Origin of the sequence: Escherichia sp. TW09308, from assembly GCF_000208565.1 — a bacterium.
Classification (GTDB): domain Bacteria; phylum Pseudomonadota; class Gammaproteobacteria; order Enterobacterales; family Enterobacteriaceae; genus Escherichia; species Escherichia marmotae.
The window spans coordinates 1,052,721-1,074,833 of record NZ_AEME01000001.1 but is presented as its reverse complement, the minus strand read 5'-3'; the positions used below and the strand labels follow the sequence as shown (position 1 = coordinate 1,074,833).

The 22,113-nt window shown below is 50.0% G+C and carries 20 protein-coding genes; 14 read left to right on the top strand and 6 right to left on the bottom strand.

The genetic code is table 11. The annotated features are described in order from the left end of the window. The first annotated feature begins 102 nt into the window (after positions 1–102). Complete coding sequence (gene hemN, locus ESM_RS0105305) at positions 103–1,476, top strand: oxygen-independent coproporphyrinogen III oxidase (protein WP_000116114.1); 1,374 nt, start codon at positions 103–105, stop codon at positions 1,474–1,476. A gap of 155 nt (positions 1,477–1,631) precedes the next feature. On the opposite strand, the gene ESM_RS01000000124135 is transcribed toward hemN, so the two are convergent. From ESM_RS01000000124135 to glnA, 4 genes are all read right to left on the bottom strand, one after another. Further along, positions 1,632–1,742: a YshB family small membrane protein gene (locus tag ESM_RS01000000124135; RefSeq protein ID WP_001517351.1), complete on the bottom strand. Its 111-nt coding sequence runs from the start codon at positions 1,740–1,742 to the stop codon at positions 1,632–1,634. 111 nt (positions 1,743–1,853) lie between these two features. Then, positions 1,854–3,263, bottom strand: coding sequence for a nitrogen regulation protein NR(I) (glnG, locus tag ESM_RS0105300; RefSeq protein ID WP_010376787.1), 1,410 nt, complete (start codon positions 3,261–3,263; stop codon positions 1,854–1,856). Between the two features lie 11 nt (positions 3,264–3,274). Further along, positions 3,275–4,324 (bottom strand): nitrogen regulation protein NR(II), encoded by a 1,050-nt coding sequence (glnL, locus tag ESM_RS0105295; RefSeq protein ID WP_000190581.1) that lies wholly within the window; start codon positions 4,322–4,324, stop codon positions 3,275–3,277. Between the two features lie 173 nt (positions 4,325–4,497). Continuing rightward, positions 4,498–5,907 (bottom strand): glutamate--ammonia ligase, encoded by a 1,410-nt coding sequence (gene glnA, locus ESM_RS0105290; protein WP_001271717.1) that lies wholly within the window; start codon positions 5,905–5,907, stop codon positions 4,498–4,500. A gap of 372 nt (positions 5,908–6,279) precedes the next feature. Between glnA and typA the strand changes: the two genes are divergently transcribed. The 4 genes from typA (at position 6,280) to ESM_RS0105270 (ending at position 11,386) form a co-directional block, all read left to right on the top strand. Then, positions 6,280–8,103 (top strand): ribosome-dependent GTPase TypA, encoded by a 1,824-nt coding sequence (gene typA, locus ESM_RS0105285; protein WP_000570678.1) that lies wholly within the window; start codon positions 6,280–6,282, stop codon positions 8,101–8,103. A 216-nt stretch (positions 8,104–8,319) separates the two neighbouring features. Continuing rightward, entirely contained in the window at positions 8,320–9,030 is a 711-nt protein-coding gene (locus ESM_RS0105280) for a GntR family transcriptional regulator (RefSeq protein WP_000918406.1), read from the top strand. 7 nt (positions 9,031–9,037) lie between these two features. Next, positions 9,038–10,018 (top strand): sugar phosphate isomerase/epimerase family protein, encoded by a 981-nt coding sequence (locus ESM_RS0105275; RefSeq protein WP_000256415.1) that lies wholly within the window; start codon positions 9,038–9,040, stop codon positions 10,016–10,018. A gap of 102 nt (positions 10,019–10,120) precedes the next feature. Continuing rightward, positions 10,121–11,386 (top strand): MFS transporter, encoded by a 1,266-nt coding sequence (locus ESM_RS0105270; protein ID WP_000956339.1) that lies wholly within the window; start codon positions 10,121–10,123, stop codon positions 11,384–11,386. Between the two features lie 107 nt (positions 11,387–11,493). Here ESM_RS0105270 and ESM_RS0105265 read toward each other — a convergent pair whose 3' ends face one another. Both ESM_RS0105265 and ESM_RS0105260 read right to left on the bottom strand, forming a co-directional pair. Beyond that, positions 11,494–12,282 (bottom strand): DeoR/GlpR family DNA-binding transcription regulator, encoded by a 789-nt coding sequence (locus ESM_RS0105265; protein ID WP_000022286.1) that lies wholly within the window; start codon positions 12,280–12,282, stop codon positions 11,494–11,496. A 39-nt stretch (positions 12,283–12,321) separates the two neighbouring features. Next, entirely contained in the window at positions 12,322–13,218 is an 897-nt protein-coding gene (locus ESM_RS0105260) for a sugar kinase (RefSeq protein ID WP_010376786.1), read from the bottom strand. Between the two features lie 172 nt (positions 13,219–13,390). Between ESM_RS0105260 and yihU the strand changes: the two genes are divergently transcribed. From yihU to dtd, 9 genes are all read left to right on the top strand, one after another. Beyond that, on the top strand, positions 13,391–14,269 hold the full coding sequence (gene yihU, locus ESM_RS0105255; protein ID WP_010376784.1) for a sulfolactaldehyde 3-reductase: 879 nt from the start codon (positions 13,391–13,393) through the stop codon (positions 14,267–14,269). A 24-nt stretch (positions 14,270–14,293) separates the two neighbouring features. After that, entirely contained in the window at positions 14,294–15,181 is an 888-nt protein-coding gene (locus tag ESM_RS0105250; RefSeq protein ID WP_000094553.1) for an aldolase, read from the top strand. A gap of 32 nt (positions 15,182–15,213) precedes the next feature. Beyond that, positions 15,214–16,224, top strand: coding sequence for a zinc-dependent alcohol dehydrogenase (locus ESM_RS0105245; RefSeq protein ID WP_000357978.1), 1,011 nt, complete (start codon positions 15,214–15,216; stop codon positions 16,222–16,224). Positions 16,225–16,293: 69 nt separating this feature from the next. Beyond that, complete coding sequence (locus tag ESM_RS0105240) at positions 16,294–17,727, top strand: MFS transporter (RefSeq protein WP_000078427.1); 1,434 nt, start codon at positions 16,294–16,296, stop codon at positions 17,725–17,727. A gap of 101 nt (positions 17,728–17,828) precedes the next feature. After that, positions 17,829–19,178, top strand: a complete 1,350-nt coding sequence (locus tag ESM_RS0105235; protein ID WP_010376781.1) for an MFS transporter — start codon at positions 17,829–17,831, stop codon at positions 19,176–19,178. Beyond that, on the top strand, positions 19,168–20,055 hold the full coding sequence (locus ESM_RS0105230; RefSeq protein WP_000846266.1) for an aldose 1-epimerase: 888 nt from the start codon (positions 19,168–19,170) through the stop codon (positions 20,053–20,055). The genes ESM_RS0105235 and ESM_RS0105230 overlap by 11 nt, the downstream gene beginning before the upstream one ends. Positions 20,056–20,195: 140 nt before the next feature. Next, complete coding sequence (gene yihX / locus ESM_RS0105225; RefSeq protein WP_000965690.1) at positions 20,196–20,795, top strand: glucose-1-phosphatase; 600 nt, start codon at positions 20,196–20,198, stop codon at positions 20,793–20,795. Further along, positions 20,789–21,661, top strand: a complete 873-nt coding sequence (locus ESM_RS0105220; RefSeq protein ID WP_000920721.1) for a virulence factor BrkB family protein — start codon at positions 20,789–20,791, stop codon at positions 21,659–21,661. The genes yihX and ESM_RS0105220 overlap by 7 nt, the downstream gene beginning before the upstream one ends. After that, positions 21,658–22,095 (top strand): D-aminoacyl-tRNA deacylase, encoded by a 438-nt coding sequence (dtd, locus tag ESM_RS0105215; protein ID WP_000560984.1) that lies wholly within the window; start codon positions 21,658–21,660, stop codon positions 22,093–22,095. The genes ESM_RS0105220 and dtd overlap by 4 nt, the downstream gene beginning before the upstream one ends. Positions 22,096–22,113 lie beyond the last annotated feature (18 nt).

Here is a 22,113-nt window from a genome sequence, read left to right as displayed (position 1 = left end):
GTTGTCGCGGCGACAAAAGTGGCTGCGCAACCGGTTGATGACCCGAAACGGACATCAGCCGGTACGCCGTAGCCGCCAGAGACGCCATCGGAAGGAGTGAGCATGTCTGTACAGCAAATCGACTGGGACCTGGCCCTGATCCAGAAATATAACTATTCCGGGCCACGATACACCTCGTACCCGACCGCGCTGGAGTTTTCAGAAGACTTCGGTGAACAGGCGTTTTTACAAGCCGTGGCGCGCTACCCTGAGCGTCCCTTATCTCTCTACGTGCATATCCCGTTCTGCCACAAGCTTTGCTATTTCTGTGGCTGCAATAAAATTGTGACTCGCCAGCAGCATAAAGCCGACCAATACCTGGACGCGCTGGAGCAAGAAATCGTTCATCGTGCGCCACTGTTTGCCGGACGTAAAGTCAGCCAGTTGCACTGGGGTGGCGGTACGCCGACGTACCTGAACAAAGCGCAAATTAGCCGTCTGATGAATCTGTTGCGGGAAAACTTCCAGTTTAATACTGATGCGGAAATCTCGATCGAAGTTGATCCGCGTGAAATTGAACTGGATGTCCTCGATCATTTACGTGCCGAAGGCTTTAACCGCCTGAGCATGGGTGTGCAGGACTTCAACAAAGAAGTGCAACGTCTGGTCAACCGTGAGCAGGATGAAGAGTTCATCTTTGCCCTGCTTAACCATGCGCGTGAGATCGGCTTTACCTCCACCAACATTGACCTCATTTACGGCCTGCCGAAACAGACGCCGGAGAGTTTCGCTTTTACCCTGAAACGCGTGGCGGAACTGAACCCTGATCGTCTGAGCGTCTTTAACTACGCGCATCTGCCGACCATTTTTGCTGCTCAACGTAAAATCAAAGATGCTGACCTGCCGAGTCCGCAGCAAAAACTGGATATCCTGCAGGAAACCATCGCCTTCCTGACGCAATCGGGCTATCAGTTCATTGGTATGGATCACTTTGCCCGCCCGGATGATGAGCTGGCGGAGGCCCAGCGTGAAGGCGTGCTGCATCGCAACTTCCAGGGTTACACCACCCAGGGCGATACCGATCTGCTGGGAATGGGCGTCTCTGCCATCAGTATGATTGGCGATTGCTATGCGCAGAACCAGAAAGAGCAGAAGCGTTACTATCAGCAGGTAGATGAGCAAGGCAATGCGCTGTGGCGCGGTATTGCGTTAACGCGCGATGACTGTATTCGCCGTGATGTAATTAAGTCGCTGATCTGCAACTTCCGTCTGGATTACGCCCCCGTTGAACAGCAGTGGGATTTAAACTTCGCTGATTATTTTGCGGAAGACCTCAAGCTGCTCGCCCCATTAGCAAAAGACGGGCTGGTGGATGTCGATGAGAAGGGAATTCAGGTGACAGCGAAAGGTCGTTTGCTGATCCGCAACATTTGCATGTGCTTTGATACTTATTTGCGCCAGAAAGCGCGAATGCAGCAGTTCTCGCGGGTGATTTAGTTGAATGGCGCTTCGTTTACAACGGTGATAAACGAAAGCGCCATCAATTGACTGAGAACAAAACTGCCTGATGCGCTACGCTTATCAGGCCAACAAAACCTGTTTTTGTATGCCGGATAAAGCGTTCACGCCGCATCCGGCATGAACAACGAGTTTCAGCTAAACAGCCCAATCATCGCGGCACACAGCACGGCAGCAACGGCAGTTTGCGGCGCGTGGCTGCTAACTGCGCCACTCGATAGCAGATTAATTATTGATTCTAACATAATGACTCTCCCCGTTTTCCGGGCAAGATCATACTGAACTTATCGGAACAGTAAAGCGCAAAATAACAGCAATTTGCGCTCAATAATCAATCTTTACACAGCAAGCCTGAGTCACTCCATTCCCAACTCTTTTAACTTACGTGTCAGTGTGTTACGTCCCCAACCAAGCAGTCTCGCCGCTTCTTGTTTATGCCCCTGCGTATGTCGCAACGCGGTGGTCAGCAATGTCCGCTCCAGCTCAGGTTGCGCTTCAGAAAGTAAGTTTTGATGACCGGAACGCAGCGCCCGATCGGCCCATTGCGCTAACAGCGTTGCCCAACTGTCCGGCTGCATTGTGGAAAGGCTTTCCGCTACGGTTGATTCAAACAGTTCGCCAGGCAAATCCTGAATCAACACTTCCTGTCCGGCGGCCATCACCGTTAGCCAGCGGCAGGTATTTTCTAGCTGACGCACGTTCCCCGGCCATGCAAGACGCGTCAGGGCGGCTTCTGTCTCCGGGTGCAGTAACTTCGCTTCTACACCCAGCTCACGCGCGGCAACTTGCAGAAAATGACGTGCCAGACGGGGAATATCCTCCCGACGCTCGCGCAGTGGCGGCAGATGAACACGGATAACGTTCAGGCGGTGGAACAGATCCTCACGGAACTTGCCTTCCTGCACACGCAGTTCCAGGTTCTGGTGAGTCGCAGCGATAATACGCACATCCACTTTCACCGGCGCATAGCCGCCAACGCGGTAAAACTGACCGTCTGCCAGCACGCGCAGTAACCGTGTCTGCACATCCAGCGGCATATCGCCAATTTCATCAAGGAATAACGTGCCCCCATCGGCCTGTTCAAAACGGCCCTGGCGAACGGTATTGGCACCGGTAAACGCGCCTTTCTCGTGACCAAACAGTTCTGATTCGATCAAATCTTTCGGGATAGCCGCCATATTCAGCGCGATAAACGGCGCTTTGGCGCGCGGGCTATGGCGATGCAGGGCATGAGCGACCAGCTCTTTACCTGTGCCGGATTCGCCATTGATCAACACGCTAATAGAAGAACGTGAGAGACGGCCAATAATACGGAACACATCCTGCATGGCAGGCGCTTCGCCAATAATATCGGTTGTTGGTCCGTTAAGCTGAATATTGCGCGGTTGCTGCTGTTCCTGGTAATGGCTGATGGCTCGCTCAACCAGCGCCACGGCTTCGTCGATATCAAACGGTTTGGGCAGATAATCAAACGCCCCTTGTTGATAGGCGCTAACGGCGGCATCCAGATCGGAATGTGCGGTCATAATGATGACCGGAAGCATCGGATGACGCTGTTTAATTTGCTTGAGCAACGCCAGCCCGTCCATTCCGGGCATACGGATATCTGAAAGCAGTACATCCGGCGTTTTGCTTGCCAGCGCCTCCAGCACTTCGGCACCGTTCTCAAATGCCGTGCAGGTTAAACCCGCTCCAGCGAGCGCACGTTCAAGCACCCAACGGATGGAACTATCGTCATCGACTACCCAGACTATCCCTCGTTGCATAAACGTCACCTTTATTTCCTGATAGGCAGGTAAACCGAGAACTCGGTATGACCCGGCCAACTGGTAAATTCAATTTTGCCTGAATGCTGATCAATCAAGTTACGGGCGATGGATAAACCAAGCCCGGTGCCGCCTTCGCGACCGCTGACCATCGGATAAAACAGCGTATCCTGCAAATGGGGCGGAATACCAGGCCCGTTATCTTCCACATCAATTCGTGCTGCCAGCCGATAGCGTTCGCCATGCAAGGTCAGTTGAAACGCGGTGCGGGTACGCAGAATAATTTCACCGCCCTCCGGCCCCAGCGCTTGTAACGCATTGCGCACAATATTCAGCAGTACTTGCTCAATCTGATCCGGATCGTGCGCCAGTTCTGGCAGGCTGGGGTCGTAATCACGAATCAACCGTACATTGTTCGGTAATTCCATCGACACCAGCGTCACCACGCGCTCTGCCACTTTGTGAATGCTTTCGGTGACGTGTGTGCCTGGTAGTTGCGGCCCCAACAGACGGTCGACCAGATTTCGCAGTCTGTCCGCCTGCTCGATAATCACTTTGGTATATTCCTGCAGAGACGGATCGGGCAACGCTTTGCTGAGTAACTGCGCCGCACCTCGTAAGCCGCCAAGTGGATTTTTGATCTCATGTGCCAGGCCGCGGACCAAATCGCGGGCAGCAACTTGCTGGGCGTGCTGTAGCTGCTCCTGGCTTAAGCGACGCTGGTTATCCATCGGTGTCATCTCCAGCAGGATCATGCCGTCCGGCATACGCAGGGCCGTCACAGAAAGAATATGCGAGCGCCCGTCAATCACCAGCGTCACTTCGTTATCGGTAAAACCTTGCCCCGCCTCCAGACTTTCTTGCATCAGACCGATATTTAGCGAGAAGTAGCTCAACAGTTCCGGTAACGGCGTACCAAACAATTTACGGGAACTTTGGGCGAGCAGTTGTTGCGCGGCGGGGTTGGCGTAATGGATCGCCAGGTTGTCGTCAATTAACAAAATACTGTTAATCAGAGAGTTGAGGATCTGCCCAGCATCGGGCTGCGTGCCTGTTGCCATAAAGCAGTCTCCTGAACAGGTTGCACCATTTTAGTGCATTATAGCTTTTTACGGATAAAAAGCGCGAAGCATCAGAGAAGTTACGGAGAAAAAAGCCCATGCAGAGATGGGCTGAAATTTCCACGGCAACTAAAACCCCGGCGTTTGTGCGCCGGGTATGACTACTTCAACTATTAGACGCTGTAGTACAGCTCAAACTCTACCGGGTGCGGAGTCATACGTACGCGGTCATCTTCTTCGCGACGCAGAGCGATGTACGCATCGATCGCTTCATCAGTGAACACGCCACCGGCTTTCAGGAATTCGCGGTCCAGATCCAGCTCGTTCAGTGCTTCTTCCAGAGAGCCTGCAACCTGCGGGATCTCTTTCGCTTCTTCTGGCGGCAGGTCATACAGGTTTTTGTCCATTGCTTCGCCCGGGTGGATCTTGTTCTTGATGCCATCCAGACCCGCCATCAGCAGGGCAGCAAAGCACAGGTACGGGTTAGCTGCCGGGTCCGGGAAACGCACTTCGATACGACGCGCTTTCGGAGAAGATACCACCGGAATACGGATAGATGCAGACCGGTTACGCGCAGAGTAAGCCAGCATTACCGGTGCTTCGTAGCCCGGAACCAGTCGCTTGTAAGAGTTGGTGGTCGGGTTTGCCAGCGCGTTAATCGCTTTCGCGTGTTTGATTACACCGCCAATGTAGTACAACGCCTGCTCAGACAGACCAGCGTATTTGTCGCCTGCGAACAGGTTGACACCGTTTTTAGACAGTGACATGTGGCAGTGCATACCGGAGCCGTTATCACCGAACATCGGTTTCGGCATAAAGGTCGCCGTTTTACCGAAACGATGCGCCACGTTGTGGACGACATATTTGTAGATCTGAATTTCGTCGGCTTTTTTGGTCATGGTATTGAAGCGGGTTGCCACTTCGTTCTGACCTGCGGTTGCCACTTCGTGGTGATGTGCTTCAACCACCAGGCCCATCTGCTCCATTACCAGACACATTTCAGAACGGATGTCCTGAGCAGAGTCTACCGGCGGAACCGGGAAGTAACCGCCTTTCACTGCAGGACGGTGACCTTTGTTACCACCTTCATATTGGGTGGAAGAGTTCCATGCGCCTTCGATATCGTCGATAGCGACGTGAGAACCGGAGATAGAAGAGCCGAAACGAATATCATCGAACAGGAAGAATTCTGGCTCTGGCCCGAACAGTACAGTGTCGGCAATGCCAGTGGAACGCAGGTAATCTTCAGCGCGCTTAGCAATAGAGCGTGGGTCACGGTCATAGCCTTGCAGAGTGCCTGGTTCGAGGATATCGCAACGGATAATCAGGGTAGAGTCCGCGAAGAACGGGTCAATCACTGCGGTGGATGCGTCTGGCATCAGCACCATGTCGGATTCGTTAATGCCTTTCCAGCCGCCAATCGAGGAGCCGTCAAACATTTTGCCTTCTTCGAAGAATTCAGCATTCACCTGATGAGCAGGGATAGTGACGTGCTGTTCTTTACCTTTGGTGTCGGTGAAGCGCAAATCAACAAACTTCACTTCGTGCTCGTTCAGCATCGTCAGTACGTGTTCAGCGGACATACTTTAACTCTCCTGGATTGGTCATTGTCGTCGTGGTAACGAAATCTGCAATTAATTGGGCCGTGTCGCCGTAAAAAAGATAAAGCGAAATCTGTGCCAACTTTTAAATTGCCCCTAAAAGGCGTTATCATGCTTACCATCGTGCAAAAGGGCTGCACCATGATGCGAATGTTGCACCAATATAGTGCTTCAATGGAAACATTAAGCACCATGTTGGTGCAATGACCTTTGGATAACCCTTTTTATGCTCCGTGAAAGCGATCACAAAGGGACTCTGCAATACTTGTTTGCGGAGGATGTTTGTGATCCTGTTTTGTAGTGCGATTAATCCGTGTACAATAACGCGCTATTTCTAATGCCTGAGGCAAAGTTGTGATCGAAAAATTGCGTAACATCGCCATCATCGCGCACGTCGACCATGGTAAAACCACCCTGGTAGATAAGCTGCTCCAACAATCCGGTACGTTCGACTCTCGTGCCGAAACCCAAGAGCGCGTGATGGACTCCAACGATTTGGAGAAAGAGCGTGGGATTACCATCCTCGCGAAAAACACCGCTATCAAATGGAATGATTACCGTATCAACATCGTTGATACCCCGGGGCACGCCGACTTCGGTGGTGAAGTTGAACGTGTAATGTCCATGGTAGATTCAGTGCTGCTGGTGGTTGACGCATTTGACGGCCCGATGCCGCAAACGCGCTTCGTAACCAAAAAAGCGTTTGCTTACGGCCTGAAGCCGATTGTGGTAATCAACAAAGTTGACCGCCCTGGCGCGCGTCCTGACTGGGTTGTTGATCAGGTATTCGACCTGTTCGTTAACCTCGATGCGACCGACGAGCAACTGGACTTCCCGATCGTTTATGCTTCTGCGCTGAACGGTATCGCGGGTCTGGACCACGAAAATATGGCGGAAGACATGACCCCGCTGTATCAGGCGATTATCGACCACGTTCCTGCACCGGACGTAGACCTTGACGGTCCGTTCCAGATGCAGATTTCTCAGCTCGATTACAACAGCTATGTTGGTGTTATCGGCATTGGTCGCATCAAGCGCGGTAAAGTGAAGCCGAACCAGCAGGTTACTATCATCGATAGTGAAGGCAAAACCCGTAACGCGAAAGTCGGTAAAGTGCTGGGCCACCTTGGTCTGGAACGTATCGAAACCGATCTGGCGGAAGCTGGCGATATCGTGGCAATCACTGGCCTTGGTGAACTGAACATTTCTGACACCGTTTGCGACACGCAAAACGTTGAAGCGCTGCCGGCACTCTCCGTTGATGAGCCGACCGTTTCTATGTTCTTCTGCGTTAACACCTCTCCGTTCTGCGGTAAAGAAGGTAAGTTCGTAACGTCTCGTCAGATTCTGGATCGTCTGAACAAAGAACTGGTACACAACGTTGCGCTGCGCGTAGAAGAAACCGAAGACGCCGATGCGTTCCGCGTTTCTGGTCGTGGCGAACTGCACCTGTCTGTTCTTATCGAAAACATGCGTCGTGAAGGTTTCGAACTGGCGGTATCCCGTCCGAAAGTCATCTTCCGTGAAATCGACGGTCGTAAACAAGAGCCGTTCGAAAACGTGACTCTGGACGTTGAAGAACAGCATCAGGGTTCTGTAATGCAGGCGCTGGGCGAACGTAAAGGCGAGCTGAAAAACATGAATCCAGACGGTAAAGGCCGCGTACGTCTCGACTACGTGATCCCAAGCCGTGGTCTGATTGGCTTCCGTTCAGAGTTCATGACCATGACTTCCGGTACTGGTCTGCTGTACTCCACCTTCAGCCACTACGACGATGTGCGTCCGGGTGAAGTGGGTCAGCGTCAGAACGGCGTACTGATCTCTAACGGTCAGGGTAAAGCGGTAGCGTTCGCGCTGTTCGGTCTGCAGGATCGCGGTAAGCTGTTCCTCGGTCACGGTGCAGAAGTTTATGAAGGTCAGATTATCGGTATTCACAGCCGCTCTAACGACCTGACTGTAAACTGCCTGACCGGTAAGAAACTGACCAACATGCGTGCTTCCGGTACTGATGAAGCCGTTGTTCTGGTTCCGCCTATCCGCATGACTCTGGAACAAGCACTGGAGTTCATCGATGATGACGAACTGGTAGAAGTCACTCCGACCTCTATCCGTATTCGTAAACGTCACCTGACGGAAAACGATCGTCGCCGCGCTAACCGTGGTCCGAAAGAAGATTAATTTCTCTTTTTAGTCGTGAAAAACCTGCCAGCGATGGCAGGTTTTTTTTTGCCTGTTGTAAGTTCTCACCAGTGCGAGTATCTCCCTTGTAAGTCTGTGACTACAGCAATAGAGAGCTTTGTCACAATTATCTGCAAAGTCACACGCCGTTAATTGCTTTCTTTTTTGGCGTAAGCGTAAGATGCTTCATCTGGTTTAAACCAAAAGGATTAAACAATGGCCGGAAACCAATCCACCGTAGAAAATGCAAAAGAGAAACTGGATCGGTGGTTAAAAGATGGCATTACCACGCCGGGTGGAAAACTCCCTTCAGAAAGAGAGTTGGGAGAGTTGCTGGGTATTAAACGTATGACGCTGCGCCAGGCGTTGCTGAACCTCGAGGCAGAATCCAAAATCTTCCGTAAGGATCGTAAAGGTTGGTTCGTTACTCAGCCGCGTTTTAATTACAGCCCGGAACTGTCGGCTAGCTTTCAACGGGCTGCAATTGAACAAGGGCGGGAACCTTCCTGGGGATTTACCGAGAAAAGTCGTATCAGCGATATTCCCGAGACGCTCATGCCACTGATTACAGTAACGCCGTCAACCGAACTCTATCGCATTACCGGTTGGGGGGCGCTGGAAGGGCATAAAGTTTTCTATCACGAGACGTATATTAATCCTGAAGTTGCCCCTGGTTTTATTGAGCAACTTGAAAACCATTCATTTTCTTCAGTCTGGGAAAAATGCTACCAAAAAGAGACGGTAGTAAAAAAATTGATTTTCAAACCCGTCAGAATGCCTGGCGATATCAGCAAATATCTTGGCGGTTCTGCGGGTATGCCAGCGATCTTAATTGAAAAACATCGCGCCGACCAGCAAGGGAATATTGTCCAGATAGATATTGAATATTGGCGATTTGAGGCTGTAGACCTCATCATTAATCTGTAGGTGTTTTATGGTGACAATAAATAACGCAAGAAAGATTCTACAACGTGTCGATACTCTTCCTCTTTATTTACATGCCTATGCTTTTCATTTAAATATGCGGCTGGAAAGAGTATTGCCGACTGATTTACTTGATATAGCGAGTGAAAATAATCTGCGAGGCGTCAAAATTCATGTTCTGGATGGAGAACGTTTTTCTCTGGGTAATATGGCAGATAAAGAACTCTCTGCCTTTGGCGATAAAGCTCGCCGTCTGAACCTTGATATTCATATTGAAACCAGTGCCTCAGATAAAGCATCTATTGACGAAGCCGTCGCCATCGCACTGAAAACCGGGGCATCGTCCGTGCGTTTTTATCCGCGTTATGAAGGTAATTTGCGCGATGTATTATCGATCATCGCTAACGATATTGCTTATGTGCGGGAAGCGTATCAGGACAGCGGCCTGACCTTTACGATCGAACAGCATGAAGATTTGAAAAGCCATGAGCTGGTATCGTTGGTCAAAGAAAGTGAGATGGAGTCTCTTTCCTTACTGTTTGATTTTGCGAACATGATCAATGCAAATGAGCATCCCATGGACGCCTTAAAAACGATGGCACCGCATATTACTCAGGTGCATATCAAAGATGCATTGATCGTTAAAGAACAGAGTGGTCTGGGGCATAAAGCCTGTATTTCAGGTCAGGGAGATATGCCGTTCAAAGAGTTATTAACGCACCTTATCTGCCTGGGTGATGATGAACCGCAGGTGACGGCATATGGCCTGGAAGAAGAGGTTGATTATTATGCTCCGGCGTTCCGCTTTGAAGACGAAGATGATAATCCGTGGATCCCATATCGCCAGATGAGTGAAACACCATTGCCAGAAAAGCATTTGCTGGATGCGCGGTTACGTAAAGAAAAAGAAGATGCAATTAATCAGATATATCATGTGCGTAACGTACTACAACAAATCAAGCAAGAGGCAAGCCATCTTCTGAACCACTAATAAGTTTTAACTCATCCGCAGTTAATAAAAACCATTCTATAAGAATGGTCGGTATCTTATTGCCTTTAAAACAGTGATTTTAAAAATCGCTTAGGGGATGTTATGCTCACAAAAAAGAAATGGGCGTTATTTAGTCTATTAACACTGTGTGGCGGTACAATTTATAAATTACCGTCGTTAAAAGATGCGTTTTATATCCCGATGCAGGAGTATTTCAATTTGACCAATGGCCAAATTGGTAATGCCATGTCAGTAAACTCATTTGTCACGACAGTGGGTTTTTTTCTGTCTATTTATTTTGCCGATAAACTACCGCGCAGATACACCATGTCATTCTCACTCATTGCTACGGGATTACTGGGAGTTTATTTGACGACAATGCCGGGGTATTGGGGCATCCTCTTTGTCTGGGCGCTATTTGGCGTTACTTGCGACATGATGAACTGGCCTGTTTTGCTCAAGTCGGTAAGTCGGCTGGGCAATAGCGAACAACAAGGCCGGTTGTTTGGTTTCTTCGAAACAGGACGTGGCATTGTCGATACCGTGGTGGCATTTTCTGCGCTGGCAGTATTTACCTGGTTTGGTAGTGGCTTATTGGGCTTTAAAGCGGGTATCTGGTTTTATTCCCTTATTGTGATTGCCGTGGGCATTATCATTTTCTTTGTACTGAATGACAAAGAAGAGGCACCTTCCGTTGAGGTGAAAAAAGAAGACGAAGCATCGCAAAATACCAGTATGAGCTCGGTGCTGAAAGACAAAACAATCTGGCTTATCGCTTTCAACGTCTTCTTCGTTTACGCGGTTTACTGTGGCCTGACGTTCTTCATCCCATTCCTGAAAAACATCTATCTGCTGCCCGTTGCGCTGGTGGGGGCTTACGGCATCATAAATCAATATTGTCTGAAGATGATCGGTGGGCCTATTGGCGGCATGATTTCAGATAAGATCCTGAAATCACCGAGTAAATATCTGTGCTACACCTTTATCATCAGCACCGCGGCACTCATAATGTTGATTATGCTGCCGCACGAAAGTATGCCGGTATATTTAGGGATGGCATGTACGCTGGGCTTTGGTGCGATAGTCTTTACACAGCGAGCCGTATTTTTTGCACCTATCGGCGAAGCAAAAATTGCTGAAAATAAAACAGGCGCGGCGATGGCGTTGGGTAGCTTTATTGGTTACGCCCCGGCGATGTTCTGCTTCAGTCTGTATGGCTACATTCTGGATTTAAATCCGGGGATTATTGGCTACAAAATCGTGTTTGGCATTATGGCCTGCTTCGCATTCTGTGGTGCGGTGGTTTCCGTAATGCTGGTTAAGCGTATTAGCCAATGTAAGAAAGAGATGCTGGCGGCTGAAGCTTAATTAATGGCCGGATGTGTTTAATCCGGCCAATGAAAACCGTATCAACCATCGCATCCGGCAAAACAAAATCCGCTGAAATCTCCAGCGTATTTTTCGAAATTTCAATTTCAGGATACTTCTTGCTCGGCAACCACCAGTTCGACATTCTCTTCGCTTAATAACTGGCAGAAAGAATTGGGCGGTGGAGCATCAGTAAAAAATGCTCTGACATTTCGTGCATTGCCAATTGAAACGGCAGCAGACGCGGCAAACTTAGTATGATCTGCCACTAGCAATGTATTCCGCGCATGTTTAATCATCGTTCTCGCGACTAACGCTTCATTGACATCAAATTCCAGCAGGGTGCCATCATGCTCAATGGCACCAATACTGGTGATTAAATAGTCTGCGCGGAAACCTTCAATAAAATCCACAGCTCCGGGGCCGATGATCCCGCCGTTATGGGCGCGTAAAGTGCCTCCCGGCACCATCACTTCAATATCCTGATTCTTATAAAGAATCTGTGCCACACGTAGGCTGTTAGTGATAATGCGTAAATCACGGCGGTTGAGTAATGCCCTGGCAACGGCTTCGACCGTAGTACCGATGGTGATAAAGACGGTACAGCGTTCGGGAAGGTAATCAGCGACCGCCTCAGCGATCGCCCGTTTCTCGGCGGTGAGCGAAAGTTCCCGTTGCTCAAAAGCGGTATTCATGACGCTGGAGACGCGCCCAGCCCCTCCATGATGACGGGTGATCAACCCCTGCTCGCTTAGTTTTCGGATATCCCGGCGCACGGTTTGCGTTGAAACATCCAGCAGTTGTGCCAGTTCTTCAATATTCATATAACCGCGTTCTGCGATTAGATGAACGAGTTGGTCATGGCGTGGATTACCTGTCACTTCGATGATACTCATGAATACTCCCTTGCCCCTCCTCGGTAGATGTTTACCATTTTACGCATAAAGTGACAAAAATGATTCGGTTTGCTCACGATTAGGAATGCCAGCTCGACCGCCAGCCTGGGTACATTTCATCGCGGCAACCGCACTGGCAAAACGAATAGCCTCTTTTGTGGGCATTTTTTCTGCTAACGCTACCGCGAGTGCGCCGTGAAAAACATCGCCTGCTCCAGTGGTATCAACCACATTGACAGAAAATGCCTCCTGTTGACACAAATGATCACCTTCAATCCACAACGATCCTTCAGAACCCAGCGTGACATACACTTTACCTGCTGTTTGTGTGGCTGCCTGGTACAAGCCTTCTTCAGGTGACTGAAGGCCGGTCATGCGTTTCAGCCCTGGCGTTGAGAACACAGCATGGTCGGCAAGCGCGACAAGTGGAGAAATATCCTGCGGTGTCATATCGGCGTCTAAAAGCGTTGTCACGCCCGCAAGGCGCGCTTGCGAGAATGCTTTTTCAGTGCCGCTATGCCAGCGAACATCGGCCAGAACCAGATCATAACGAGAGAAATCGATCGCTTCTAACCATTCGGCATCTGTATCGAGATCGGGGCTTGGATAATTAACGATAATCCGTTCGCCATGCTGATCAACGAGGATCGCTGATTGCGACGAACGGGCATTAAGATATCGGCGGCAAAATGCCGTATTGACGCCCCAACTCTCAAGTTCTGCAAGTAAGGTATTTCCACAACTGTCATCGCCGACGCGACCAATGAAATCAACCTCCACGCCGAGTTTTGCTATTGCAACAGCGGCTGTTGCCGCCGGGCCACCACCAATCTCAAGATAATGATTTGCCTGATATTTCCCGCCGCCCTCTGGCAGACAGGGCAAAGAATAAATCCTGTCCTGAACAGTGATACCTACACATGCAATTCTGGTCATATTTGTCTTGTCCTGTTTAATTTTGTCGTCTTTGGTCAATTTAAATGACACAAATGATCAAATTAGTGATGTGTGTCGTGTTTTTGAACATAAATTACAAATGTGCTCAAAAACAGACGAAAACGAATTTTCAATTGTCATTATTTTGTCAATGTCAGACAGGAGAGCGTTCATGGCAACCATTGCATTTCTCGGGCTGGGGCAGATGGGTAGCCCAATGGCTAACAATCTATTGCAAAAAGGGCATTTATTGCAGGTATTTGATGTCAATACACAGGCTGTCGATGCGCTAGTCACGCAGGGAGCCACTGCGGCACAAACCCCAGCGGAAGCGGCAGTAGGCGCTGAATTTATCATCACTATGCTTCCCAATGGTGACATTGTTCGGCAGGTGTTGTTGGGGGAAAAAGGTGTCTGTGAAACTGTTTCATCTGACGCGTTATTGATTGATATGTCGACTATTCATCCCTTACAGACCGATGCATTAATACGGGAATTACAAGAAAAAGGCATCAGTATGATGGACGCCCCCGTGGGCAGAACGTCTGTGAATGCGATTGATGGCACATTGCTGATTTTAGCGGGTGGCACTGATGAGCAGATTGTGCGCGCACGCCCGATTCTCATGTGCATGGGTAATGAGCTGGTCGAAGCTGGCGGCCCGGGAATGGGGATCCGCGTGAAGCTAATTAACAACTATATGAGCATTGCGCTTAATGCGCTGTCCTCCGAAGCCGCTGTGTTATGTGAGTCACTGGGATTAAATCTTGATATCGCAATTAAGGTGATGAGTGGTACGGCAGCAGGGAAAGGGCATTTTACGACCACCTGGCCTGGCAAAGTGCTGAAAGGCGATCTTTCTCCCGCCTTCATGGTGGATCTGGCGTTGAAAGATCTGCGTATTGCTGTTGATGTCGCTCAGGAGACGGGGGCGCCGCTCAATATGGGGATTGCAGCAGAAAGTTATTACGCCGCAGCAAGTCAAGACGGTAAAGGGCGGCAGGACTGGAGCGCCCTGCTAAATCAGGTTCGTCAGCAGGCTGGTCTTTAATTTTATCTATTAACAGGAGTTTCTATGTCATCCCACTTCACCCCATTTACGCTGAAAGATATCTCCCGCCCAGGTGGTGGATTTGCCATGTTAGCTGTCGATCAGCGTGAAGCTATGCGTCTGATGTTTGCGGCAGCAGGACAGCCAAAACCCGTCTCCGACAGTGTACTCACCGATTTTAAAGTCGCCGCGACCCGCATCCTTTCTCCTTATGCTTCTGCCGTTCTGGCGGATAAACAATTTTGTCTTGATCAAATTGTCGAGCAGGGCGCTGTTGCTAATTCTTGCGGTCTGATTGTCGCTGCCGATCTTTTTATCCCAGGTAATGGCATCCCGGTTGATAGCGTTGAAATAGATATGTCCGTCGACCCGCATAAAGCCCGTGAAATGGGGGCTAAGGCGATGAAATTACTTGTGCTCTGGCGTGAAGATGAACCTGCAGAGGAACGTCTGGCAATGGTCGATAAGTTTGTTCGTCGCTGCCGTAGTGCCGGGCTGGTCAGCATTATTGAGCCTGTGGTGCGTCCACCTCGTCGTGGTTGGGACTTTGATCGTGAAAGCGCCATTGTTGCCGCCGCCGCAGAGCTTGGTGGAACAGAGGCTGATCTTTACAAAGCCGAGATGCCATTAGGAGGCAAAGGCGATGAAAAAACCTTACTTTCCGCCTGCCAGAAACTTAACGATCAGATGAAGATGCCGTGGGTAATTCTTTCTTCTGGCGTCGATGCCGATATTTTTGGACGCGCGGTAAGTATTGCGATGAAAAGCGGCGCGTCTGGCTTCCTGGCAGGACGAGCGGTTTGGGCGTCGGTTGTTGGTGCACAAGATCCACAAACTATGCTGCGCGATGTCTCCGTTCCACGCTTACAACGATTGGCTGAAATTGTCGATGAAGGTATCGCGCAACGCTAATTCCCTATGGATAACGATTCTGGAGAATAATGATGGATAAAATTACCCAGGTTTTATTTTCAGATATTGGGAAAGTCACCACTCAATATGTTGAAGTACCACACCAGCAACTTAAACCGCACGAAGTACGGATTGCGCCTGTGTTCTACGGGATATGCGGATCGGATCTGCATGTTTTGAAAGGCGGTCATCCGTTTGCCAAACCGCCAGTCGTTCCCGGTCATGAAATTGCAGCGCGTGTTACGGAAGTGGGTAGCGACGTCAAACATGTACAGCCGGGCGATCATGTGGTTGTCGATCCCATCATGGCTTGCATGGAATGCCGGGCCTGCAAAGCAGGGCGTTTTAATCTTTGTGAACCACCGCAGGTTGCCGGTTTTCGCGCGCCGGGCTTTGCTCGCTCACAGCACATTGTTCCTGCGCGTAATTGCCATGTCGCACCAGCCTCTTTACCGCTAAAAGTGTTGGCCTTTGCCGAACCGGCAGCGTGTGCTCGTCACTGTGTTAACCGAATGCCGAAGGCTTCTCTGGAGAGCGTACTGGTGATTGGTGCTGGAACAATTGGCTTATCCATTGTGCAGGCACTGCGCATTATGGGGGCAGGAAAGATTACCGTGATTGAACCTGACGCGGCCAAACGTGCACTGGCGTTAAAATTGGGTGCTGCAGAGGTTTGGGCACCGGGAGAACTGGCCGCAGATGTGCGATTTACGGGAGCGATTGATGTCGTTGCAGCGCAGGCCACGCTTAATGATGCCTGTACCCGTGTGTATGCCGGAGGCACCGTTGTGTGTATGGGCGTACCGAGTGGGCCGCGTGAAATACCACTACCGATGATGCAACGTTTCGAGCGTGACTTGCTCAACTCTGGCATGTACATCCCTGAAGATTTCGATGCCGTTATCGAATGGCTGGCGGATGGGCGGTTTGATACCAGTGAGCTGGTTACCGATTTATTTGCCATTGATGACGCAGCGGCAGCATTCGAACGCGCGCAGCAAAATGACTCCATAAAAGTCATGCTGCAATTTGCGCCGGAATGATTTTCTAAATCTCTGTCTGGCGCTGCGCTACGTCAGCGCCACCCTACAACAATTAAAAAGGACACTGCGATGAGTCAAATCACCAGTCCTGCAATTTATTCAATTAGTCGTCCACAGGACGTAATTGATATTGTTAATAAGAACTCTGCGATCAACACCAGTATCGGCGTTATTTTTATTGCTTTGGGCGGCATATTGATTGATGCCTATCAGGCGGCGATGGTGGGGTTTGGTAATAAATATATTGCCGCTCAATTTGGTATTTCTCCTGGGCTTGCCGCAACCGTTAATGCTTCAGTATTAATCGCCGCATTAATAGGTGGTTTATTAGCGAATCGGGTCATCAATCGCTTTGGGCAAAAGCGAGCATTTATTATTGGCATGGGGTTATGCACCATCGGTGCTGCTGCGGTGGCTATTGCGCCCAGTATCTGGTGGGTGCTGGTGTGTCGCGTCATCATGGGCTTTGGCTTAGGCATCGACTTCCCTTTGGCAACCAATGCCGTGGCAGAGCTTCGTGGTTCAACGTCGAAGAAAACCGGAACGTCGGTCAATCTCTGGCAAATGGCCTGGTATGTTTCAACTACCGTTGTCTATCTGGTGCTTTTGCCTCTGCTTCTGTCTGGTATTGCTGAAGAACAGTTGTGGCGTTACGGAATATTCATCGGGGCTATTTTCGCAGTCATCTTCATGATTTTGCGTTACGTCTTTATCGGTGAATCCGCAATGTGGGCCGCACGCGTCGGGCGTTACCAGGAAGCATGCGACATCCTGGGAAAACGTTACGGTGTTCAGGCTCGCGTTGCGACACCGGGTACAGCAGAAGCCAGATCCGCGGAAAAGGTAGAGAATAAATACAGAGGTGGATATGGCATCTTATTTAATGATCGTTACCGCAAACGCACCATCCTCGGCTGTGTCGTGGCAACCATGCAGGCGTGGCAATATAACGCTGTAGGTGTTTATCTTCCTCTTACCCTGGCGGGAATAATAAGTGGCGGGCTTACTGGCGCGTTGACGGGTTCTGCCGTCGTGAATGCCCTTTGTGGGGTAACCGGCGGGATGATCGGCTCGTTTATTCTCCAACGATTAGGCACCCGCCGACAGTCCATGTATGGATTTGCCGTTGTGACCTTAGCATTGCTGTCGTTAGGCGCACTGGCGACGACTAATCCCTGGCTGTCTTTAGGGTTGTTGGGATCAATTATTTTCTTCCATTCAGCGGGGCCTGGTGGGTTGGGCATGACCATTGCCACACTCTCATATCCTCCTGCTATTCGCCCTACTGGGGTGGGATTTGCCCGTGCGATTATGCGCACCGGTGCGATTGCCGGGCTTATTTTCTGGCCGATGCTGTGGGGTGCGTTGAAAACTGAAGCGTTTTACTGGTTGGCAATTGTGCCATTCCTGGGATTCCTGACCTGCGTATTGATTAATTGGGAACCGTTGGGGGCGAATGTGGATGCCGAAGACGCGGAAGTTCTGGCGGAATTGAACAAATAAACATAACGCGTATCGGCATCAGGTCGATGCGCGTATTTATCAGACTGCCCACTTTGTAGTGGGTTATTCCCCAATTTCTCGCCGACCAGGAGAGGAAAATGATGTCTGAAACGTTACCTACACCGCAAGAAGGACTTTCCGGTAAAGCCATGAGACGTGTCGTAATGGGCAGTTTCGCGGGCGCGTTGATGGAATGGTATGACTTCTTTATTTTTGGCACGGCAGCAGGGCTGGTATTTGCTCCGCTTTTTTTCCCGAACAGCGATCCTTTTATAGGTCTTATAGCCGCCTTTGCTACCTTTGGTGTCGGTTTTTTGACTCGTCCCTTAGGTGGCATCGTCTTTGGCCATTTTGGCGATAAAATTGGGCGAAAAATAACGCTTATCTGGACACTGGCTATTGTCGGTTGCTCCACATTTTTGATTGGTTTTATTCCGACGTATCAGGAAATTGGGATCTGGGCACCGCTCATATTAATGGCGCTGCGCTTAATTCAGGGCTTTGGTCTTGGTGGCGAGTATGGCGGAGCGGCATTGATGACCATTGAATCTGCGCCCGAATCCCGGCGCGGTTTTTTAGGTTCGCTCCCACAAACGGCTGCATCAGTGGGGATTATGCTGGCAACCGGTATTTTTGCGCTCTGTAACCATTTACTGACTCAGGAACAGTTTCTCTCCTGGGGATGGCGTATTCCGTTCTGGCTTTCTGCGGTGATGTTGATCGTTGGGTTATTTATCCGCCTGCATACTGAGGAGACACTGGATTTTCAAAAGCAAAAAACGACGAATAATAAAGAAAAGTCCGTTCCTCCGTTGATTGAATTATTCAAAAAACATCCGCGAAATATTTTATTAGCGCTGGGCGCGAGGCTGGCAGAGAGTGTCTCCTCCAATATTATTAACGCCTTTGGTATCGTTTATATTTCCAGCCAATTAGCATTATCGCGAGATATTCCTCTGACGGGCATGTTGATTGCCTCGGCGATCGGTATTTTCAGTTGTCCGTTGGTCGGGTGGTTATCAGACCGTATAGGTCAAAAATGTCTGTATTTGTCAGGTGCGGGATTTTGTGTCCTGTTCGCGTTTCCTTTCTTCTTATTACTGGATAGTAAAAGTACGCTCATCATCTGGTGCAGTATGATCCTCGGCTATAACTTAGGCCCGACGATGATGTTTGCCGTGCAGCCGACACTTTTCACCCGCATGTTCGGCACCAAAGTACGATATACCGGTCTTTCTTTTGCCTATCAATTTTCCGCAATACTTGGCGGACTAAGCCCCCTTATCGCCTCAAGTTTGCTGGCGCTGGGAGGGGGAAAACCGTGGTATGTCGCTCTGTTTTTATTTGCTGTCTCAGTTCTTTCCTTTGTTTGCGTCTGGCTGATTGAGCCGACCGATGAACAAGAAACCGCTTCTTACCGCTACATCAGGGAACAATCTCATGAAAACTGAACGGAATAACGAGCATTATCTGGTGCTACAACAGGCGTTTGACGCGCCCTGGCCTGGGCCTGTGGGAGAGTCTGTGACGCTGGAAAAAGGCAGTATTCGCCTGCAGATTTATCCGCATGATGGTGCCAGGATCACCTCATTACAGGCATTTGGTTGTGAAGTATTACGCCAATGGCAGCCGCAACGCAGAGCTTTTCAGTACGGCTGTTTCCCAATGGTGCCGTGGGCAGGGCGATTGGGGAACGCGACGCTGAATGCTGGTGGGCAATGTTATTCTTTACCCGCCAATAAACCACCACATGCGTTACATGGTATGGCGTGCTATTCAACATGGGAAATTATCGCCAAAACAACAGATTCCCTGACTTTACGTATGCCTCTGGCTTCACCGTGGCCATGGCAAGGGGAAGTGATTCAGACTTTTTTGCTGGAGAACGATGCGCTGGTTTTACAACTGGAAATCCATTCACATGCCGATACATTCCCGGCCTCTGCGGGCTGGCATCCGTGGTTTGCGAAAAAGCTGGCTCCGCAAAGTACAGCGTCGTTGCAGGTGCTTTTTGATGCGGACTGGCAAGAAGAAGCGGGTAGTGATGAACTGCCAACAGGAAATCGCATCTCTCCTCAAGTCGGCCCCTGGGATGACTGCTTTGGTTTTTATGACGGGTTAAAGGTTAAGTTACTGTGGCCAGGTAAACTCGCGATGACCATGACTTCTTCAGCAAACAGTCTGGTTGTATTTGATAAACAGCCTGATGCCACCTGTGTTAACCCGCTTACTCAGGCACCTAACGCAATAAATCTAACGCCGGAATTTGTGACACCAGATAAGCCGCTGGTCATCGAAACCCGTTGGCAATTTACGCCTGAATCTTAACCATTCATCTAATGCGAAAAAGTCAGTGAAATTACTCTGCTTTTTCGCAATCAGCGTCACAAGATTACCCTTATTGCCACATAGCCAAACCCATCCTTTCCCGCTACAGTTAATTTCCTGTGGTGTGAAAGGAGGCAAAAATGCTCTATATCTTTGATTTAGGTAATGTGATTGTCGATATCGACTTTAACCGTGTGCTGGGAACCTGGAGCGATTTAACGCGTATTCCGCTGGCGTCGCTTAAGAAGAGTTTTCATATGGGTGAGGCGTTTCATCAGCATGAGCGTGGGGAAATTAGTGATGAAGAGTTCGCTGAGGCGCTGTGTCATGAGATGGCCTTACCGTTAAGTTACGAACAGTTCTCCCACGGCTGGCAGGCGGTGTTTGTCGCGCTACGCCCGGAAGTGATCGCCATTATGCATAAACTGCGTGAGCAGGGGCATCGCGTGGTGGTGCTTTCCAATACTAACCGCCTGCATACTACCTTTTGGCCAGAGGAATACCCGGAAATCCGTAGCGCTGCCGACCATATCTACTTGTCGCAAGATTTAGGTATGCGCAAACCGGAAGCGCGAATTTACCAGCATGTTTTGCGGGCAGAAGGTTTTTCACCAGACGAGACGGTCTTTTTCGACGATAACGCCGATAATATAGAAGGAGCTAATCAGCTAGGTATTACCAGCATTCTGGTGAAAGATAAAACCACCATCCCGGACTATTTCGCGAAGGTGTTATGCTAAAAACCATCCATGAAAAAGCCAGGCATCGTACCCGTCCGCTATGGGCCTGGCTGAAACTACTCTGGCAACGCATTAATGAGGACAACATGACAACCCTGGCAGGTAACCTTGCCTACGTGTCATTGCTCTCATTAGTGCCGCTGGTTGCCGTTGTTTTTGCACTTTTCGCCGCGTTTCCCATGTTTTCTGACGTCAGCATTCAGTTGCGTCATTTTATCTTCGCCAACTTTCTTCCTGCCACAGGCGATGTTATCCAGCAATATATCGAACAGTTTGTTGCCAACTCCAACAAGATGACCGCCGTCGGGGCGTGTGGTCTGATCGTCACGGCATTATTGTTGATGTACTCCATCGATAGCGCGCTGAATGCCATCTGGCGCAGTAAACGGGTACGCCCCAAAATTTATTCGTTTGCTGTGTACTGGATGATCCTGACGCTGGGGCCGCTGCTGGCGGGGGCCAGTCTGGCGATCAGCTCCTATCTACTCTCCCTGCGCTGGGCGAGCGATCTCAATACTGTCATCGACAATGTGCTGCGTATTTTTCCGCTGTTGTTGTCGTGGATCTCCTTCTGGCTGCTGTACAGCATTGTTCCTACCATTCGCGTACCTAACCGCGACGCGATTGTCGGCGCGTTTGTCGCCGCACTCCTGTTCGAAGCAGGAAAGAAAGGTTTCGCGCTTTATATCACCATGTTCCCGTCATATCAGCTCATTTACGGTGTGCTGGCGGTGATCCCCATCCTCTTTGTCTGGGTCTACTGGACATGGTGTATCGTCTTGCTTGGTGCAGAAATTACTGTCACTCTCGGGGAATACCGCAAACTTAAACAAGCTGCTGAACAAGAAGAAGACGACGAACCATGATTGCATTAATTCAACGCGTAACCCGAGCCAGCGTCACCGTGGAGGGAGAAGTGACGGGCGAAATTGGCGCGGGACTTTTGGTGTTATTGGGTGTCGAAAAGGATGATGACGAACAGAAAGCAAACCGTCTGTGCGAGCGTGTGCTCGGCTATCGCATTTTTAGCGATGCTGAAGGCAAGATGAATCTCAACGTGCAACAGGCGGGCGGCAGTGTGCTGGTTGTTTCCCAGTTTACCCTTGCCGCAGATACCGAACGGGGGATGCGCCCCAGCTTCTCCAAAGGCGCTTCACCGGATCGCGCAGAGGCGTTATATGACTATTTCGTCGAACGCTGCCGTCAGCAGGAAATGAACACGCAAACAGGACGCTTCGCTGCCAATATGCAGGTATCGCTGGTCAATGATGGTCCCGTGACATTCTGGTTGCAGGTATGAGCCAGCTTCCAGGTGTGT

Bases quoted from the DNA above. Each gene is read 5' to 3' on its own strand.
- ESM_RS0105220 (WP_000920721.1), top strand. From the start codon at position 20,789: ATGCTAAAAACCATCCATGAAAAAGCCAGGCATCGTACCCGTCCGCTA.
- yihX (WP_000965690.1), top strand. From the start codon at position 20,196: ATGCTCTATATCTTTGATTTAGGTAATGTGATTGTCGATATCGACTTT.
- ESM_RS0105240 (WP_000078427.1), top strand. From the start codon at position 16,294: ATGAGTCAAATCACCAGTCCTGCAATTTATTCAATTAGTCGTCCACAG.
- ESM_RS0105280 (WP_000918406.1), top strand. From the start codon at position 8,320: ATGGCCGGAAACCAATCCACCGTAGAAAATGCAAAAGAGAAACTGGAT.
- glnL (WP_000190581.1), bottom strand. From the start codon at position 4,324: ATGGCAACAGGCACGCAGCCCGATGCTGGGCAGATCCTCAACTCTCTG.
- glnG (WP_010376787.1), bottom strand. From the start codon at position 3,263: ATGCAACGAGGGATAGTCTGGGTAGTCGATGACGATAGTTCCATCCGT.
- ESM_RS01000000124135 (WP_001517351.1), bottom strand. From the start codon at position 1,742: ATGTTAGAATCAATAATTAATCTGCTATCGAGTGGCGCAGTTAGCAGC.
- ESM_RS0105270 (WP_000956339.1), top strand. From the start codon at position 10,121: ATGCTCACAAAAAAGAAATGGGCGTTATTTAGTCTATTAACACTGTGT.
- ESM_RS0105250 (WP_000094553.1), top strand. From the start codon at position 14,294: ATGTCATCCCACTTCACCCCATTTACGCTGAAAGATATCTCCCGCCCA.
- ESM_RS0105275 (WP_000256415.1), top strand. From the start codon at position 9,038: ATGGTGACAATAAATAACGCAAGAAAGATTCTACAACGTGTCGATACT.
- yihU (WP_010376784.1), top strand. From the start codon at position 13,391: ATGGCAACCATTGCATTTCTCGGGCTGGGGCAGATGGGTAGCCCAATG.
- ESM_RS0105245 (WP_000357978.1), top strand. From the start codon at position 15,214: ATGGATAAAATTACCCAGGTTTTATTTTCAGATATTGGGAAAGTCACC.
- glnA (WP_001271717.1), bottom strand. From the start codon at position 5,907: ATGTCCGCTGAACACGTACTGACGATGCTGAACGAGCACGAAGTGAAG.
- hemN (WP_000116114.1), top strand. From the start codon at position 103: ATGTCTGTACAGCAAATCGACTGGGACCTGGCCCTGATCCAGAAATAT.
- ESM_RS0105230 (WP_000846266.1), top strand. From the start codon at position 19,168: ATGAAAACTGAACGGAATAACGAGCATTATCTGGTGCTACAACAGGCG.
- dtd (WP_000560984.1), top strand. From the start codon at position 21,658: ATGATTGCATTAATTCAACGCGTAACCCGAGCCAGCGTCACCGTGGAG.
- ESM_RS0105265 (WP_000022286.1), bottom strand. From the start codon at position 12,282: ATGAGTATCATCGAAGTGACAGGTAATCCACGCCATGACCAACTCGTT.
- ESM_RS0105235 (WP_010376781.1), top strand. From the start codon at position 17,829: ATGTCTGAAACGTTACCTACACCGCAAGAAGGACTTTCCGGTAAAGCC.
- ESM_RS0105260 (WP_010376786.1), bottom strand. From the start codon at position 13,218: ATGACCAGAATTGCATGTGTAGGTATCACTGTTCAGGACAGGATTTAT.